Origin of the sequence: Mucilaginibacter aurantiaciroseus (assembly GCF_024055595.1) — a bacterium.
Classification (GTDB): domain Bacteria; phylum Bacteroidota; class Bacteroidia; order Sphingobacteriales; family Sphingobacteriaceae; genus Mucilaginibacter; species Mucilaginibacter aurantiaciroseus.
Map to the genome: position 1 here is coordinate 22612 of NZ_JAMXOF010000003.1, position 17607 is coordinate 40218.

Genomic DNA, 17607 nt, shown 5'->3' on the forward strand with positions numbered 1-17607 from the left:
AAAAGATATGAGAAAAATTAACGCTTTTTTAATAATAGCACTGGTAACATTGTTTACTAATTGCTCTAAAAGTAATGATACCGGCGGCAGCGCTACTGCAGGCATGCCAACCAACCTCACTGTAATACCAACCGTAAGTACTGATAACAGTGGCACGGTAACATTTGCGGTAACTGCCGACAATGCGGTATCCTACGAATTTGATTTGGGTAACGGTGTTTTCCAAACAAACACAACAGGCAGTTTAACCTACAAATACGCGGTAGCAGGCACTTATAATGTTAAGGTTACTGCCAAAAGTTCAACCGGTAAAACAAGCACAAAAACCATTTCGATTAATGTTTCGGCGAGCGAAGCTTTGATCTGGTCTGACGAGTTTAATATCGCGGGTGCGCCCGATCCGGGCAAATGGGGTTACGATATAGGTAACAACAATGGCTGGGGTAATAACGAGTTAGAGTATTACACCAACCGTTCTGATAACGCTTCGGTATCAAACGGCACTTTAAAAATAAACCTAAAGAAAGAGGCCTATAATGGTTTCGGTTACACTTCGGCAAGGCTGTTAACCAAAGGCAAGTTTGCCTTTAAATACGGCCGTGTAGAGGTGAAAGCGAAGCTACCTACAGGTGTGGGTACCTGGCCTGCAATATGGGCGCTTGGTGGTAATATAGATAGCACCCCATGGCCTGGCTGTGGGGAGATAGACATTATGGAACACGTAGGTAAACTGCAGAACACTATCTTCTCTACCATGCATTACCCAGGCCATTTTGGTGGCGGTGGCGTTGGTAGTACTACACAAAACCCTACTGCATCTACAGCGTTCCACGTATACAGCATGGATTGGACACCAACGGCTATGAAGTTTGCCATAGATGGAGTCGTTTTTTATACCTTTGATAACAGCGCCGACAAGCCGTTCAACCAAGATTTCTTCCTGATATTGAACGTAGCTTTTGGAGGTAATTTTGGCGGCCCAGCGGTTGATCCTAACTTTACTGCCGACGCCATGGAGGTAGATTACGTTCGCGTTTATAAATAATCAATTAAAATAGATAGAAAGGCCATTAACAATGGCCTTTCTTCATACATGCTATTCCCTTAATTAAAATCATGCTTTATAAAAAGTGTATTTATTTTGCGGCCTTAACGGCAGCTATAGCTGCGTCGTGTTCATCGGTTAAGCAAGCGCCGGTAGCAAGCAACTCAAAAGGCAACGTAATCTTCTTTGACGATTTTTCGGAAAGTAAGATCGACCGCACCAAATGGAGCCCTATCATTACCGGTTTCCACACCAACGGCGAATTGCAGGCCTATGTAGATTCATCTGCAACCGCTTATATCGAAAACGGGGTGCTGGTTTTAAAGCCTCAATACTCACCTAACTTTAAAACAATCGATAATCAGCAGTTCGATTTTATATCGGGCAGGTTTGTTACCAAAGGTAAATTTGATTTTACTTATGGCACAGCCGAGGCGCGTGTTAAGGTCACGGCAGGCGATGGCTTGTGGCCTGCCTGGTGGATGCTGGGCAATGGCATGTGGCCAAATGATGGCGAAATTGATATTATGGAATTTATTGGCGAAGCCGACTGGGTAAGCGCGGCGGTACATGGCCCAGGCTATAGTGGCGAAACCCCATTTGTAAATCGCAAATATTTTGATAAAGACCACGACGCCACCCAATGGCATGTTTACGGTGTAGACTGGACACCCGAAGCGCTTGTTTTTAAATACGATGGCGTGCCGATGTTCCGCGTTACCCGTAAAATGGCCGGGCATTATGGCAAGTGGGTTTTTGATAATAAGCAGCACTTGATCCTCAATTTCGCGGTGGGCGGTATTTATCCTTTCAAAATAAACGGTATCAAAAAGCCATACTACGGCCTGTCGGAAACATCCTTAAACAAGATAAAAAATGGCGAAGCTAAAATGTGGGTAGACTGGGTAAAGGTAACCCAAAACAAATAAGAGGCATGCCCCTGCTAAAGTGAAAAGCCTTTCGGATGAAGATCTGAAAGGCTTTTTTAATGTCAAACCATAAAAGGTTAAACTATAGCTGTTTTTTTAAAGGGAGACTTGACGCTCCCAAAATGCGGACAGTTACAATCCTTTTTAAATATACCACATGATGATAGCACAAAAGTTAATATTGCTATCGCGAATATGTATTTAACTTTTTTCATGATTTAGCGCGTTACTGATTATTAATACTCCAAATACACCCATACACCCCCCAATAGCATCAGCTAACAGGTCGTTCCAGTCACCGCTGCGCCAGGTAAAGATCCGCGTTTGCAGCACTTCTATTAATGCACCATAGCTTATAAGCACTACAGTATTTTTCATCGCAATCTCTATCCGGATACTACGGGTGTTCCATTTACGGATGCTGCCCGCGCAATATAAAATGGAGAGCACGAAAAACAAACCACAATGCACCAATTTATCAAACCCCTCAAAAAACATGGGCGAATTGCCAACACTACCAAGCGGTATTGCACATATTATTAAAATAAACAGGGCCCACAAAATTGCAGGCCCATAGTATCTTAGTGTGTTTTTCATTTACAATTAGTGGCCAATAACGCCTTTGTACGCATCAGCATCCAAAAGGCTTTCTGCATCAGCAGCATTGGTAATTTTTATCTTCACCATCCAGCCATCGCCGTAAGGGTCGCTGTTCACCAACTCAGGCTGGCTATCCAGTTTGCTATTCACTTCAAGGATGGTACCATCAAGCGGCATAAACAGGTCAGATACCGTTTTAACGGCTTCTACCGTACCAAAAACAGATTCTTTGGTTACATCCTGCCCAACAGTATTAATGTCGATGTAAACAATGTCGCCTAATTCGCCTTGTGCAAACTCGGTGATACCGATGTAAGCCTCGTCGCCTTCAACCCTGATCCACTCGTGGTCGCTTGTGTATTTTAACTCTGCCGGAAAATTCATATCTGTTAATTTATGTGCTCAAAAATAATAAAACTTTAAGGTATAACAATAATATCATCAACAAACTATAAGTGCCGCTATTAAAACCATTTCGCGTAATAGTTGTTGAACATTAACTATAAAAACTAAAAAAATCTATAAAATGAAAAAATTAAGTTTAGTGGCAATGATGGCTGTTGCAGCCCTATCATTCCAGGCGTGTAACAACGCCGCAAAAGACAGTAAACAAACTGCTGACAGTGTAAACGCAGTTAAAGACACAACCACCAATGGCTCTACAGGTATTGCTGTTGTTGCAAACGATGCAAAATTTGCTACCGATGCAGCTAACGCAGGTATGGCAGAAGTTGCTGCCGGTAAAATAGCTGCCGAAAAAGCTATTAACCCACAGGTTAAAGAGTTTGGTGCCATGATGGTTACCGACCATACTAAAGTGAACGAAGAGTTAATGGCTATCGCTAAAACGAAAAACATCACTTTACCAACCGCACCCGATGCTGATCACGAAAAAATGTTGACAGATCTATCTGCAAAAACAGGTAAAGATTTTGATAAAGCTTACGTTGACGCAATGGTTAACGGCCACAAAAAAGTAGCATCGATGTTAGAAGATGCTTCTAAAAACTGCAAAGATGCCGATTTAATGGCTTTTGCTACCAAAACATTACCAGCAGTAAAAATGCACTTAGCTAAAATTGAAGCTATCCAAAAAAGCATGCAATAAGCTTAGGTTATTTCATGTAGAAAGGGATGGGCACACGCTTATCCCTTTTTTATTTTAGATAATTTACGTTGCTACATCATATTATGATAAATTTACCACCATGCAAGCACCAATAGTTACGGGCTTAATGGCCTATGGTATGTCGGGGCGTATATTTCATGCGCCGTTCATCAGCACCAATCCCGGTTTTAAATTGAAAGGTATTGTGGAACGAACCCACAAAAAAGCCGCGCAAATATACCCGGAAATTAAAAGCTACAGCTCTATAGATGAGTTACTGGCCGATGGCGAGATAGAACTGGTTGTTGTAAATACTCCAAGCAACCTGCACTTTGAGCACGCTATGCTGGCCCTAAAAGCCGGTAAGCACGTACTGCTCGAAAAACCCGCAGCCGCAACATCGGCAGAAGTAAAAGAACTTTTTGATACCGCCCGTAAATTGAAAAAACACCTGATGGTTTATCAAAACCGCAGGTTCGACAGCGGCTTTTTATCAACCAAAGAAGTGATTGAAAGCGGCCGTTTAGGTAACCTGATAGAAGTTATTTTCCGTATGGATAGATACAAGTCTGCCATCGGTATAAAATCATTTAAGGAAACGAAAGGCGTACCCGCCGGGGGATTAGTTTATGACCTCGGGGCGCATTTGGTTGATAATACCATTGCCCTGTTTGGCAAACCATTATCTTTCACCAAAACTACGGGTATTTACCGCGAGGGATCTGAAGTGCCCGATTATTTCCATTACCATTTGATATACCCAAACCAACTAAATGTTTACCTAACATCGGGTTTGCAGATAGCAGGTGATACCCCGGGCTTTTGGGTGAATGGAACGCTGGGCAGTTTCATCAAAAACCGCAGCGATGTACAGGAAGCACAATTGGATAAAGGCATGATGCCAACCGACCCTGATTACGGCATTGAACCTGCCGGTAGTGAAGGACAATTGACTACTGTTGGTATAGATAATCAGAAGATAACGGAGTTGATCTCATCGGTTAAAGGAGATTACCGCCAAATATTTGATGCTGTTTATCATACAACACGTAATAATGCGTTATACCCTATTACAGAAGAACATATTGCCTGGCAATTAGAACTACTGGAAGCATAATTAACATTCTCAATGACGATAGAACAAATGAAGAAACTTATATTTTTATTATTCGCGGTAATAGCCGGTTTTGCATGTACACAAGCACAAACTATACCCCTTACAATTCCACCATATAAAATACTAACTACTAAAGATCAAAACCTTACACCGGCAGACCTGGTAAAGAACAAGCCGGTAATGATCATTTATTTTGCGCCAGACTGCGCACATTGCCAAAAACTGATCAATGACATGAAGCCGTCAATGGCTAAGTTTAAAAATATACAGGTGGTAATGATAACTTTTACCGATATACGTATGGTTAAAACCTTTGAGAATGATTACGGCTTAAAAGCATATCCAAACTTTATTTTAGGTACCGAAGGTTACACCTACACTGTACAGCGCTTTTACAAGCTTCAACATACGCCGTTTGTGGCCATTTATGGTAAAAACGGCCAGTTGGTGCAGTCATTTGAAAAACAACCCGAAGCGAGCGATCTGCTAACGGCGATCAAGAAAATTTAAGGGCAAGGTGCCCTTCATAACAAAGCCCGGCTGCAGATGCAACCGGGCTTTTTATTGTTAAATCTTATCTGAATTATTCGCCGCCGGTGTGGTCGTGCGCGTGCTCTTCGCGGAACAGTTTGGCGCTAAAGAAATCGTTGTTCATGAACGCGATATTGTTGAGGGTAATCTCTTTCGGGCATTCAGCTTCGCAGGCTCCGGTATTGGTGCAGTTACCAAAACCTTCTTCATCCATTTGCGCAACCATGGCTTGTACGCGGCTGTAACGCTCTGGCTGGCCTTGTGGTAATAAACCAAGCTGAGTAATTTTAGCAGAGGTAAACAACATGGCTGATGCATTTTTACATGCCGCAACGCAGGCACCGCAACCAATACAAGTAGCCGAGTTAAAAGCCTCATCAGCAATTACCTTAGGGATGGGGATGGTGTTGGCATCGGGCACACCACCGGTGTTTACCGATACATAACCACCAGCCTGTTGGATGCGGTCAAAAGCAGAGCGGTCTGTCGCCAGATCTTTCACTATCGGAAACGCGGCCGAACGCCATGGCTCGATAGTGATGGTTTCGCCATCGCTAAAGGTACGCATGTGTAACTGGCAGGTTGTAATAGCCCTTTTAGGACCGTGTGGGCGGCCGTTAATATATAACGAACAAGACCCGCAAATACCTTCGCGGCAGTCATGATCAAAATAAATAGGCTCCTCGTTCTTGCGGGTAAGGCTTTCGTTCACCACGTCAAGCATTTCCAGGAACGACATATCCGGCGAAATATTTTCGGCTTTATAGGTCACAAACTTGCCCGGTGTTTGTGTGTTTTTTTGGCGCCATACTTTCAGCGTCAGGTTCATGTGTCCACTCATGTTTGTTTGAGATTGGAGAGTAGTTGATTAAGTTAAGTAATGAATGGTTAAAAACCATTCTCTATTTACTCAATCAACCATTCTCTATTTATAACTACGTTGTGTTAACTTAACATTTTCAAAAATCAACTCTTCTTTGTGCAGCACTTCTTCCTGGTTTTCACCGGTAAATTCCCATGCCGATACAAAAGCAAAGTTGTCGTCATCGCGTAAGGCTTCACCCTCTTCAGTTTGCGATTCCAAACGGAAGTGGCCACCACATGATTCGCGACGCTCTAACGCGTCGGTAATCATCAGTTCGCCAAGTTCGATAAAATCGGCAACACGGCCTGCTCTTTCAAGGGCAGCGTTCACTTCTTCGTCTTCGCCAGTTACAATAGCATTTACCCAAAAATCAGCTTTTAAGGCTTTAATAAGGGCTTTTGCTTTGGTCAGGCCTTCTTCGGTACGTGCCATACCACAGTACTCCCAAATAATATGGCCAAGTTCGCGGTGGTATTCAACAACAGTTTTGTTGCCTTTTAAGGCAAGCAGCTTGTTGTTATAGGCTATTACATCCTTTTTGGTTTGCTCAAAAGCAGGGTGGCTGGTATCAACCTTTTTGGGGCCAATGGTGGCTAAGTAATCACCTAAAGTGTAAGGGATAACAAAGTAACCGTCAGATAGCCCCTGCATCAAAGCAGATGCACCAAGTCGGTTTGCACCGTGGTCGCTAAAGTTACACTCACCCATAGCGTAAAGGCCGGGTATGGTTGTGCTTAAGTTATAATCAACCCAAAGGCCGCCCATGGTATAATGCACTGCAGGGTAAATACGCATTGGTTGCTTGTACGGGTTCTCATCCGTAATTTGCAGGTACATGTCAAATAAGTTACCGTATTTGGCACGTACGGTGTCTTCACCTAAGCGTTCTATAGCTTCGGCAAAATCAAGGTAAACGGCTAAACCTGTTGTACCTACACCTTTGCCTTCGTCAGATATTTCTTTAGTGTTACGTGATGCCACGTCGCGCGGTACAAGGTTACCAAAAGATGGATATTTTCTTTCCAGAAAGTAATCTCTGTCCTCTTCTTTTACCTGAGAAGCGGTAATCTCTTTATTTCGAAGTTTTTGCGCTGTTTCAACCGTTTTTGGCGCCCAAACACGCCCATCATTACGTAACGATTCAGACATCAGCGTAAGCTTACTCTGGTGATCGCCGGTAACCGGGATACAAGTTGGGTGAATTTGGGTGTAACACGGGTTAGCAAAGTAAGCACCGCGTTTGTGTGCGCGCCATGCTGCGGTTACGTTAGACCCAATCGCGTTTGTTGACAAATAGAAAACGTTACCGTAACCACCAGTCGCTAAAAGCACTGCGTGGCCCTCATGAGTTTCTATCGCGCCGGTTTTTAAGTTACGGGTAACAATACCTTTTGCATGGCCGTCAACCACAACCACGTCAAGCATCTCCGTACGGGTGTACATTTTTACTTTACCTAAATGGATCTGGCGGTTTAATGCCGAGTATGCCCCTAAAAGTAATTGCTGACCTGTTTGTCCACGCGCGTAAAACGTACGTGATACCTGCGAACCACCGAACGAACGGTTATCAAGCAAGCCGCCGTATTCGCGTGCGAATGGTACGCCCTGTGCAACACACTGGTCTATAATATTTACCGATACCTCAGCAAGGCGGTAAACGTTGCCTTCGCGGGCACGGTAGTCACCACCTTTAATGGTATCATAAAACAGGCGATAAACGCTATCGCCATCGTTTTGATAATTTTTTGCAGCGTTAATACCACCCTGTGCAGCAATAGAGTGCGCACGGCGCGGACTATCCTGAAAGCAGAATGACTTAACGTTGTAACCAAGCTCGGCAAGTGATGCCGCTGCAGATGCACCGGCCAAACCTGTACCAACAACAATAACATCGTACTTACGCTTATTGGAAGGGTTAACCAGCTTTAAGTTAAATTTATGCTTGCTCCATTTTTCGGCTAATGGGCCTTGCGGAATTTTCGCATCTAAACTCATTTCTTTTATTTTAGAGGTAAGAACCAAGAGACAAGAATCAAGATATTTGATGTTGCCTTTCCTTTCTTCCCTTTGCGTTTTTAAATTTATTAAATACGTTGTCTTAAATCTTGACTCTTATAGTCTTGATTCTTGTTAAAGGCTTTTAATGTAATATATAATTGGCATCAGGGCAAAGCATACCGGTATAATAACCGCGAATAGCCAAGTACCAAAAAAGTAAATAATTGGCTTGTACTTTTTATGTACCCAACCCAAAGTGTGGAAAGCACTTTGGAAACCATGCAGTAAGTGGAAAGATACTGCGCCCATTGCAATTACGTAGAATGCAACATACCACCAATAACTAAAACTGTGCTGGATACGCGCATGCAAATCCTTTACACGAACGATCTCTACATTGTTTTCTGTAGAGATAGAACGCTCAAAATCGGCAATTTCCGGCTTGTAATCAGAAACGGTTGTTTCGTTAGTTGCCAGGTTGGTGCGGTACTCCTTAAAGCCCAGGATGTTGTTGTACTTGTAGGTAAACCAAAAATCGCCCATGTGGATCACGATGAACAACAGCAGGATAGAACCCAGCAAGCCCATGTTTTTTGATGACCACGATGCATCAGATTTGTTATGCACAGCATAACCTACCGGCCTTGCCCTGCGGTTTTTAATAGTTATCACCAAAGCGTAAACAGCATGCACAATTATAGCCAGGTATAAAAGGTAAGCTATCACCTCTATGGGAGGGAAATGCGTTAAGAAGTTTGCGTAGCTATTAAATGCAAAGCCTTGGTCGTTCTTAAATAACAAAAGGTTACCGCCAAGGTGCACAATTAAAAAAGTACACAAAAACAAGCCAGTTAAAGCCATTATCAGCTTCTTTCCCAGTGATGAGTTAAAGGTTTGTTTAAATTCGCTCATTATTGATCAGATTTATTTAGGCAAAAATACCAAAAGATAGAAACGGTTTCGACTTAAAGCAGGGATATTGGCTATTTAGAAACAGTCTAAGGAACTTGCCTGCCAATTGATTTATCCATCATGATAATTTTACACGCTAATGCTGATAAATTGATCCAATATCAAGTATATTTTAATAATTTAGTAACATCCTGTCACACGTAATATTATGAAATATTTTTACTGCTTCGCGCTTGTCCTGCTAATATCGTCATGCGATCCGCAACCTAAATTAGAGCTTAATTTTAAAACCGGTACTATTAAAAACGGCACCGTTACGCTAAACCAGTTTAACCAAACGCTTTTTAGCCAAGCTATAATGGATGGCAGCGCTATTCTTAACAAACCTATTGAAAAGCCGGGCTACTATACAATATCAATTATCAATAGCGATAAACCGCTGAACACCAAGCAAACCTTTGAGTTGTATTTAGAGAACGGCACATACAACATCGAAACCAAAGTTAATGGCCTTTATCCTGCAGTTACATCGGCATCTAAAACGCAACAGCAATTATCCGACTATTATAAGGTAGAGAATGAAATGGCCGGGGCGCTAAATAACACCATCCGCTCGGGGTTGGGTTTTCTTGAAACAAGCGAGGCACGCAACCAATCGCCAAAAGAACACTCTGCTCTTATTGTAAAAACGCGCGGCTACCAGATTCAACGCCGCGAAATGGAGCCAAACATTTTGGATGCCTATATGACCAAACATCCCGATAACGTTGTTGCGGTTCATATTATGGCGCAGCAATACATGGATGAGTTTCCTGAAGAATATGGCAAGCTGGGTAAAAAACTATCCGCCGAAGCCAAGAATACTGACGAAGGTTTAAAAGTGACCGACAAATTAAATGTGTTAATTAAATTATTGCCGGGATCTGATGCGCCCGAAATTATAGGGGTTACTACGGATGGCAAATCGTTTAAAAGGAATAGTTTAAAAGGTAAAGCAATACTGGTAGAGTTTTGGGTGGCCAACAGCCAGCTGAGCGAAATGAACCATACCAGGATCTTGAACGGGCTGATCATTGGCGACAGGGATAAAAATAAATTTGGGGTGGTAAGTGTTTCTACCGATACCGACCCGGCGGTTTGGAAACGCGCTGTAAAAAAAAGCAACCTAACCTGGCCACAGGTAGCCGATTTTAAAGGCGATGCCTCGCCAAACGTTACTAACTGGAAAATAACTAAAGTGCCTTCGTACTTTTTGGTTGATCCAAACTGGAAGATCATCAAACCTAACATCGATATACTCGACGTGGACGACCTGGTGCACGAATACTTTAACAAGCACTAACAAAAAGCCCTTTAAATTTTCACTAAAGGGCTTTTTCATAATTAAGTGTTTAGCTTCCTTACCATTTCTACGTGTTCTATCCCATCCTCATCATATCGCTCCCCCCCGGCAACAAAACCTAGCGACTCGTAAAAGGGCAACGCGTAGGTTTGCGCGCCAATGCGGATATCTGCAGAGCCAAAAAGATCATAGCAGCTCCCGATAGATAATTCCATTAACTTTCTTCCTAATCCGCTGCCCCGTGCCTCCGGCGAGGTTATTACCCTACCTATTGATACTTCGGCATATGATAAACCTGCGGGTACCAGCCTGCTGTAAGCCGCAAGTTTATTATCAGCATAAATTAATACATGGTGGCACTTTTGGTCTTTATTATCCTGGTCTAAAAACACACAGTTTTGCTCTACCACAAACACTTCGCTGCGCAAGCGAAGCAGTTCGTATAGTTCGTCCACATTTAGCTCTGCAAAGGGTTTTATTTCGTGTGTGATATTCATAGCGTATTTATTAAAGCAGCAAATTTAAATTTTATAGGTCACGTTTTATTCTTAGGCCATTTAAATTTTACAATCCACGTTTCCTTATTTGGATTTGTTTTAAATAAGCTTACATTTGTGGTCTAATATTTACGCAGATGACGCTTGAAGAGCTAGGAGTAGGAGAAACAGGGATAGTAAAGGAATTTACTGATCTGGAGATGTCTGTAAAGCTAATGGAAATGGGTTGCTTGCCGGGCGAGGCTGTAAGGGTATCGCGCATTGCACCCCTTGGCGATCCTATCGCTATCCATGTATCGGGCTACCAACTAAGCCTGCGTAGATTTGAAGCATCAACCATTATTTTGCAATAGTATTCTCATCATTTGAAAGCCGATATCAGAGTAGCGCTTGTAGGAAATCCAAATACCGGTAAATCCACGCTATTTAATGCATTAACCGGGTTAAATCAAAAAATAGGAAATTTCCCGGGGGTTACTGTTGATAAAAAAATTGGTTACAGCCAATTGCCCGATGGCCGCCGTGCCGAAATCATTGACCTTCCCGGTACATATAGCCTCTACCCAAAAAGCCGCGACGAATCTATCGTGTTCTCGGTTTTGGCAGAGAAAAATACCGATCTTACGCCCGACTTGGTTATTGTTATAATTGACGCTACCAACTTAAAACGCAATCTGTTGCTTTATACCCAGGTTGCCGACCTGAAGATACCTGTAATAATCGCCCTGAACATGATGGACATGGCGAAAAAGGCGGGTATCGGCATAGAAATAAACAAACTGGCAGAAAAACTTGGGGTGCCCATTATCCCGGTATCGGCACGTAAAATAGAAGGTATCGACGAACTGAAGACCGCTATATCATACGCTAATAAATTTGCCCTGCAGCAGGATAGCATCGATGTAAATTCGATAGCACCGGGTATTATCGAAAGCATTAGTAAAGAGTTCGGGGCCGATAACCCTTATTTTGCCCTTCAACTGGCCCATCAGCACGAAACCCTAAAGTTTTTAACCCCAGCACAAAGCGAACGCATTGAGGAACTGGAAAAAGAGCATGGTTTCCATACCCAAAAAGCGCAGGCAAGTGAAACTATTGCCCGCTATAACTACATTAACGACCTGCTTTACGATACCGTTAAAACGCCCGTAACAGCGCATGATGAATCGATAAGTAATAAGATAGACAAAGTGCTTACCCACCGGGTGTTTGGCTTTGTGATTTTTATTGGCGTGTTGTTGTTCATGTTCCAGTCTATATTTGCCTGGTCGGCGTACCCGATGTCGTTGATAGAAGACCTTTTTGTGTGGATACAAGGTGGTTTGCGCCACGTGTTGCCCACCGGCCCCCTTGCCGATCTGCTGATAGATGGTGTAGTTGCCGGCCTTAGTGGTGTAATGGTATTTATCCCGCAGATAGCCATCCTGTTCGCCTTTATATCTATATTGGAAGATACAGGCTACATGTCTCGCGTTACATTTATGATGGATAAGATCATGCGTAAGGTAGGGCTTAACGGTAAATCGGTAGTGCCGCTGATAGGTGGCTTTGCCTGCGCCGTGCCATCCATCATGAGTACCCGTACCATCGAGAACTGGAAGGACAGGATGATCACCATAATGGTTACGCCACTGGTAGCCTGCTCCGCACGTTTGCCGGTTTATACCTTATTAATAGCGCTTGTAGTACCTAATAAAAACGTTTGGTGGATCTTTAACCTGCAAGGCCTTGCCCTAACGGGGATGTACGTGCTTAGTTTGGTATCAGCAGTAATCGTAGCTTATGTGATGAAGTTTGTACTTAAGGCCCGCGAACGGGGTTACTTTATTATGGAGCTGCCCGTATACCGCATGCCGAGGTGGAGCAACGTGCTATTCAGCATGTATGAGCGTGCAAAAACATTTGTGCTGGAAGCCGGCAAGGTGATCATTGCCGTATCGGTAATACTTTGGGTGCTGTCATCATACGGCCCGGGCGACCGCTTTAAAAACATTGAACAAAAATATCAGCAGCCACAATACACCAAAACCATGACTTCGGATAGCCTGAAGCGAGTTATATCTACCGAAAAACTGGAGAACTCTTACGCCGGTGTTTTAGGCCATGTAATTGAGCCGGTTATTAAGCCTATCGGTTTCGACTGGAAGATAGGTATTGCGCTGATCACCTCTTTCGCCGCGCGCGAAGTATTTGTAGGCACTATGGCCACCATTTACAGTGTGGATGGTGATGCCGACAGGATAGATTCCGTACAGGATAAAATGCGTAATGCTAAAAACCCAAATACAGGCGGACCTGTATTTACGCTTGCTGTAGCTTTCTCATTGATGATGTTTTACGCCTTCGCCATGCAATGCGCCAGTACCGTTGCTGTAGTATATCGCGAAACCAAAGACTGGCGCTGGCCCGCCACCCAGTTCTTATACATGACCGTGCTGGCTTATGGGGCTGCGTTTTTGGTGTATCATTTATTGAAGTAGGGAAGAGCTTAATGCAGAAAGCGAAAAGCATTTTGTCAGTGTATTTTAAGCTTTTGGCTTTAGTCTTTTCGCTTTCAGACTAATCTATTATCTTTGGAAAGAGGTAAAAATTGGATAAAGTAAAAGTATTAGAACAGTATCTTCCAACGCAAGCGGCGCCGCTTATTGGCCGCTGGATAGATTACTTTAAATGCGAGTTTAAAATTTCGCGCAACCGCGGCACCAAGTTTGGCGACTATCGCGCACCCTACGATGGCAAAGGCCACCGCATATCGGTCAACTTCGACCTTAACCCTTACGCTTTTTTGGTGACTACCGTACACGAGTTTGCGCACCTGCATACCTGGAACGAGCACAAGCAAAAAGCCAAGCCCCACGGCACGGAGTGGAAGAACAATTTTAAAAAAATGATGCAGCCTTTTTTCGAGAAAGATGTGTTCCCACCGGATGTGAAGCAGGCCATAACCAGTTACCTTAACAATCCCGCCGCATCCAGCTGCTCGGACCTTACCCTGTACCGCTCCCTACGTAAATATGATGCGCCGAAGGAATCAATACATACAGTAGAGAAGCTGCCCCTTAAGGCCGTATTTAAGCTCAAGGACGGCCGCGTATTCCGCAAGGAAGAGAAGCTGCGTAAGCGTTACAAATGTGTGGAGATAAGCACGCGCAGGGTTTATTTGTTTAGCCCGGTTGCCGAGGTAGAGGTGATAGAGGAAGGAGATTTTAAATAACGCCTCTCTGTGTGGTGGTGTAAGAACGGTCCACCATCAATTGATGGCATTATAAAGCGTTTAAAGGCCTGATTATTTCTTCCAGTAAACGGAGGTCATCGGTTAGTTCTTTTTTTACAATGAATTTTGCCCCGCTTGTATATTCCTTTACAAAAAGATTTCCTTCCATCGTTTCAGGATATTGTTCATCACGATAGAATATCGGTACACCTGCCTTTAGCATTTGTTCAGCTCCCCAGCCCGCACCTTCGTCAATCACTTTTTGGTTTGGGTCTTGCGCGTATATTTCTTCTAACGTTAGCATAATACTAAGATACCTAAAATTTCAACAAAGTATCCATCACTTCTGCTAACCTTGCTTTGGCCATAAACTGGTCTTCCAGCGCTTTGTTCATGGGGATGGCGGTATCGAGGCTGGCGCAGCGCATTACGGGTGCATCAAGATGTTTGAAGCAGTGCTCTCCAATGTAGGCAGCTATTTCGCCGCCAAAACCGCTGGTGAGCGTATCCTCGTGCAGTACCAGCACTTTTGATGTTTTCTTTACGGTTTTGATCACCGCCTCCTTATCCCATGGTTGCAGGCTGCGCAGGTCCAAAATCTCTATGGACTGGTCGGGGTGGTTATCGGCATACTCAATAGCCCAATGTACACCCATTCCAAAGGTGATGATGCTGGCCTTAGTGCCTTCACGCACCACACGGGCTTTACCAATTTCTACATAGTAATCATCATCGGGCACGTTGCCGCTTATGCTTCGGTATAGGTTTTTATGCTCAAAGTAAATAACGGGGTTAGGGTCATCCACCGCCGACATTAATAAACCTTTTGCATCATCGGGGAAGGCAGGGTAAACCACTTTAAGCCCCGGTGTTTTGGTAAACCAGGCCTCGTTGGTTTGCGAGTGGAAAGGGCCCGCGCCGCTGCCACCGCCTGCCGGCATGCGAATCACCACATCAACCGTTTGGCCCCAGCGGTAATACGTTTTGGCAAGGTTGTTTATGATTTGGTTGAAGCCACAGGTAACAAAATCAGAAAACTGCATCTCCACAATAGATTTATAGCCGTTGATAGCCAAACCCATTGCCGTACCCACAATGCCCGATTCACATATAGGTGTATTGCGGATGCGGTCTTTTCCAAACTCTTCTAAAAAGCCCTGGGTTGTTTTAAATGCGCCGCCATATTCGGCAATATCCTGGCCCATGATCACCATATTTTGATGCATACGCATACTTTGGCGCAGGCCATCGCTTATGGCATCAATATAGCGCTTGCTGGTGCTAACTTCTGATACGGCATGCCTTGGGGTGTTAAACAGGCGGTACATGGCCTGCTCTTCGGTTTGTACATGCGGTATAATATCGGGCTCGCTAAACACCTTTTCAACTTCGGCATCAATCAGCGTAGTAAATTCGTTTCTTAAATAAGGCACCCATTCTTTGCGTAATACGCCTTCATCAAGCAGGTATTTCTCAAAACTATCAAGCGGGTCTTTCTGTTTCCATTCCTCAAATAGTTCCTGCGGGACGTATTTTGTACCCGATGCCTCTTCGTGCCCGCGCATGCGGAAGGTCATACATTCTATAAGTACCGGCCTTGGCTTCTCGCGCATTTCGGCGGCAAGCTCGCTTATGGTGTGGTAAACTTCCAGCACATTGTTGCCGTCTATTTTGCGGCCTTCTATCCCGTAGCCTATTGCCTTATCTACAATCGAAGCGCAACGGTATTGTTCGTTAGTGGGGGTACTTAAGCCGTAGCCATTATTCTCCACCAAAAATATAACCGGCAAATCCCAAACGGCGGCAATATTTAGCGCCTCGTGGAAATCGCCCTCGCTGGTTGCGCCTTCGCCGGTATATACCAGGGTAACTTTTTTATTATTCTTTAATTTATCTGCCAGGGCTATACCATCTGCCAGGGCCAGCTGCGGGCCAAGGTGAGATATCATCCCGATGATCTTAAACTCTTGCGTGCCAAAATGGAAGGAGCGGTCGCGGCCTTTAGTAAAGCCCGATGCCTTACCCTGCCACTGGGCCATTAAGCGCGAAATTGGGATATTGCGGGTTGTAAATACACCCAGGTTGCGGTGCATGGGCAGGATATATTCCCCGTCATTTAAAGCCATTGTACTGCCCACGGCAATAGCTTCCTGACCAATGCCGGAAAACCATTTGCCAATACGGCCCTGCCTGAGCAGGATTAACATCTTCTCTTCAACCAGGCGAGGCAATAACAGTTTCTTATAAAACGTTATCAAACCATCGTTATCTATCTTTTTCCGGTCAAATATCATCGGGTAAAGCTAAGAAGTTTTTAAAACTTTGTATGTTTGAGCAATCCATATTTTCGCCATGAAGCACTTCTACGTTAAAATCCTTATAATGTTCGCGTTTATTAGTTTGGTATCTTTTATACCAGATCACTTTTTAATGCCCGAAAATTTTTACCTGCACAAAGGCGGTAAGTTTAACCTGCATTTATTATCGGGCGAAAACCTGGTAAAAGAGCGTGAAGTGCCCTACATGGCCAAGCAAACCACCAAGTTTATGATCTACGAAGGATCTAAAAAAACCGACCTGGCGCCTGTTACCAAAAAAGATGCTACACCGATATTGAATTACACCATCCAAAACAGCGGTTTGGTATTGGTACAAATGAACAGCAACGAGTTAAATGAGATACCCCGTGAAGATTTTTTGCCATACCTAACCGAACAGGGCTACGATGAAATTGCCGATAAGCTTAAAAACAGCAATGCCTTAAACTTCACCGAAAAATATAACCGTTACCTAAAAACACTTATTACGGTTGATGAACCAAGCGGTAATGCCTATGAAAAAGTATTGAACGATGACTTCGAGATCATCCTAAAAAAGAACCCTTACAAGCTAAACTACGGCGATGATATTACCGCGATAGTAAACTTTAAAGGCAAGCCATTTACCGGTCAGGTAATGCTTTATATCCGTACAGAATCGGGCAATGTATATCCGCAGAAACTGGCGAGCGACGCGGCAGGTAAGGTTTATTTTAGCGTTAGCCGGGAAGGTGTTTATTTGTTGAGGGCAACCAAGTTTGAGGCATCAAAAGGCAAAGAGGCCGATTACGAAACGTGGGTGGCCAGCTACACCTTCTCGTTCAGTAACCTTAACGACGCGCCTAACACTTATAAAGAGTTTGGTTTTGGTGATAAGCACTAAGTAGCCGCTCCAAACCTCACCGGAAGGGAGGCTTTAAATTCTACTGCCCTTGTTGGTGCTGTTACCAACAAGCCACCATTCGAGTATGCATCTTTTATACCTGTCTGAAGGTTATTGGTGACAACACCAACAATGGCGAAAAAGGGCAACTTTTAACGGAGTAAAACTATTCCCCCACATAGACTACAAAACGGAAGAACCTCCGGGCCATAGGAGATATACCTATCTAAAAAGCACACGGTAACTCC

The 17607-nt window shown here is 43.8% G+C and carries 18 protein-coding genes; 10 read left to right on the top strand and 8 right to left on the bottom strand.

Annotated elements, in window-relative coordinates; translation table 11 throughout:
• Window positions 1-7 precede the first annotated feature (7 nt).
• Complete coding sequence (locus NAF17_RS13415; RefSeq protein ID WP_252758515.1) at window positions 8-1045, top strand: family 16 glycosylhydrolase; 1038 nt, start codon at window positions 8-10, stop codon at window positions 1043-1045.
• A gap of 71 nt (window positions 1046-1116) precedes the next feature.
• On the top strand, window positions 1117-1974 hold the full coding sequence (locus NAF17_RS13420) for a glycoside hydrolase family 16 protein (RefSeq protein WP_252758516.1): 858 nt from the start codon (window positions 1117-1119) through the stop codon (window positions 1972-1974).
• A 201-nt stretch (window positions 1975-2175) separates the two neighbouring features.
• Here NAF17_RS13420 and NAF17_RS13425 read toward each other — a convergent pair whose 3' ends face one another.
• Both NAF17_RS13425 and gcvH read right to left on the bottom strand, forming a co-directional pair.
• A complete protein-coding gene (locus NAF17_RS13425) occupies window positions 2176-2571 on the bottom strand; it encodes a VanZ family protein (protein ID WP_252758517.1) in 396 nt (131 codons plus the stop codon).
• A gap of 6 nt (window positions 2572-2577) precedes the next feature.
• Entirely contained in the window at window positions 2578-2958 is a 381-nt protein-coding gene (gcvH, locus tag NAF17_RS13430; protein ID WP_252758518.1) for a glycine cleavage system protein GcvH, read from the bottom strand.
• A gap of 142 nt (window positions 2959-3100) precedes the next feature.
• Here gcvH and NAF17_RS13435 point away from each other — a divergent pair, with 142 nt between their 5' ends.
• The 3 genes from NAF17_RS13435 to NAF17_RS13445 all read left to right on the top strand — a co-directional run bounded on the left by NAF17_RS13435 (window position 3101) and on the right by NAF17_RS13445 (window position 5309).
• Entirely contained in the window at window positions 3101-3682 is a 582-nt protein-coding gene (locus NAF17_RS13435) for a DUF4142 domain-containing protein (protein WP_252758519.1), read from the top strand.
• 100 nt (window positions 3683-3782) lie between these two features.
• Entirely contained in the window at window positions 3783-4799 is a 1017-nt protein-coding gene (locus NAF17_RS13440) for a Gfo/Idh/MocA family oxidoreductase (RefSeq protein ID WP_252758520.1), read from the top strand.
• A gap of 12 nt (window positions 4800-4811) precedes the next feature.
• Window positions 4812-5309: a TlpA family protein disulfide reductase gene (locus NAF17_RS13445; RefSeq protein WP_252758521.1), complete on the top strand. Its 498-nt coding sequence runs from the start codon at window positions 4812-4814 to the stop codon at window positions 5307-5309.
• A gap of 73 nt (window positions 5310-5382) precedes the next feature.
• Here NAF17_RS13445 and NAF17_RS13450 read toward each other — a convergent pair whose 3' ends face one another.
• The 3 genes from NAF17_RS13450 to NAF17_RS13460 form a co-directional block, all read right to left on the bottom strand.
• A complete protein-coding gene (locus NAF17_RS13450) occupies window positions 5383-6171 on the bottom strand; it encodes a succinate dehydrogenase/fumarate reductase iron-sulfur subunit (RefSeq protein ID WP_252758522.1) in 789 nt (262 codons plus the stop codon).
• Window positions 6172-6255: 84 nt separating this feature from the next.
• Window positions 6256-8190, bottom strand: coding sequence for a fumarate reductase/succinate dehydrogenase flavoprotein subunit (locus NAF17_RS13455; protein ID WP_252758523.1), 1935 nt, complete (start codon window positions 8188-8190; stop codon window positions 6256-6258).
• 135 nt (window positions 8191-8325) lie between these two features.
• Complete coding sequence (locus tag NAF17_RS13460) at window positions 8326-9105, bottom strand: succinate dehydrogenase cytochrome b subunit (protein ID WP_252758524.1); 780 nt, start codon at window positions 9103-9105, stop codon at window positions 8326-8328.
• A 208-nt stretch (window positions 9106-9313) separates the two neighbouring features.
• Here NAF17_RS13460 and NAF17_RS13465 point away from each other — a divergent pair, with 208 nt between their 5' ends.
• Window positions 9314-10447, top strand: a complete 1134-nt coding sequence (locus NAF17_RS13465) for a TlpA family protein disulfide reductase (RefSeq protein ID WP_252758525.1) — start codon at window positions 9314-9316, stop codon at window positions 10445-10447.
• 41 nt (window positions 10448-10488) lie between these two features.
• Here the strand turns inward: NAF17_RS13465 and NAF17_RS13470 are convergent, their stop codons facing one another.
• Window positions 10489-10944 (bottom strand): GNAT family N-acetyltransferase, encoded by a 456-nt coding sequence (locus NAF17_RS13470; RefSeq protein WP_252758526.1) that lies wholly within the window; start codon window positions 10942-10944, stop codon window positions 10489-10491.
• A gap of 137 nt (window positions 10945-11081) precedes the next feature.
• Here NAF17_RS13470 and NAF17_RS13475 point away from each other — a divergent pair, with 137 nt between their 5' ends.
• From NAF17_RS13475 to NAF17_RS13485, 3 genes are all read left to right on the top strand, one after another.
• Window positions 11082-11297 (top strand): FeoA family protein, encoded by a 216-nt coding sequence (locus NAF17_RS13475; RefSeq protein WP_252758527.1) that lies wholly within the window; start codon window positions 11082-11084, stop codon window positions 11295-11297.
• 12 nt (window positions 11298-11309) lie between these two features.
• Window positions 11310-13424, top strand: a complete 2115-nt coding sequence (gene feoB, locus NAF17_RS13480) for a ferrous iron transport protein B (protein ID WP_252758528.1) — start codon at window positions 11310-11312, stop codon at window positions 13422-13424.
• Between the two features lie 110 nt (window positions 13425-13534).
• A complete protein-coding gene (locus NAF17_RS13485) occupies window positions 13535-14158 on the top strand; it encodes a SprT-like domain-containing protein (RefSeq protein ID WP_252758529.1) in 624 nt (207 codons plus the stop codon).
• 49 nt (window positions 14159-14207) lie between these two features.
• Here NAF17_RS13485 and NAF17_RS13490 read toward each other — a convergent pair whose 3' ends face one another.
• Entirely contained in the window at window positions 14208-14462 is a 255-nt protein-coding gene (locus NAF17_RS13490; protein WP_252758530.1) for a hypothetical protein, read from the bottom strand.
• Window positions 14463-14475: 13 nt separating this feature from the next.
• On the bottom strand, window positions 14476-16452 hold the full coding sequence (locus NAF17_RS13495) for an alpha-ketoacid dehydrogenase subunit alpha/beta (RefSeq protein WP_252758531.1): 1977 nt from the start codon (window positions 16450-16452) through the stop codon (window positions 14476-14478).
• Between the two features lie 58 nt (window positions 16453-16510).
• On the opposite strand from NAF17_RS13495, the gene NAF17_RS13500 reads away from it, so the two are divergent.
• Entirely contained in the window at window positions 16511-17359 is an 849-nt protein-coding gene (locus tag NAF17_RS13500; RefSeq protein ID WP_252758532.1) for a DUF4198 domain-containing protein, read from the top strand.
• Window positions 17360-17607 lie beyond the last annotated feature (248 nt).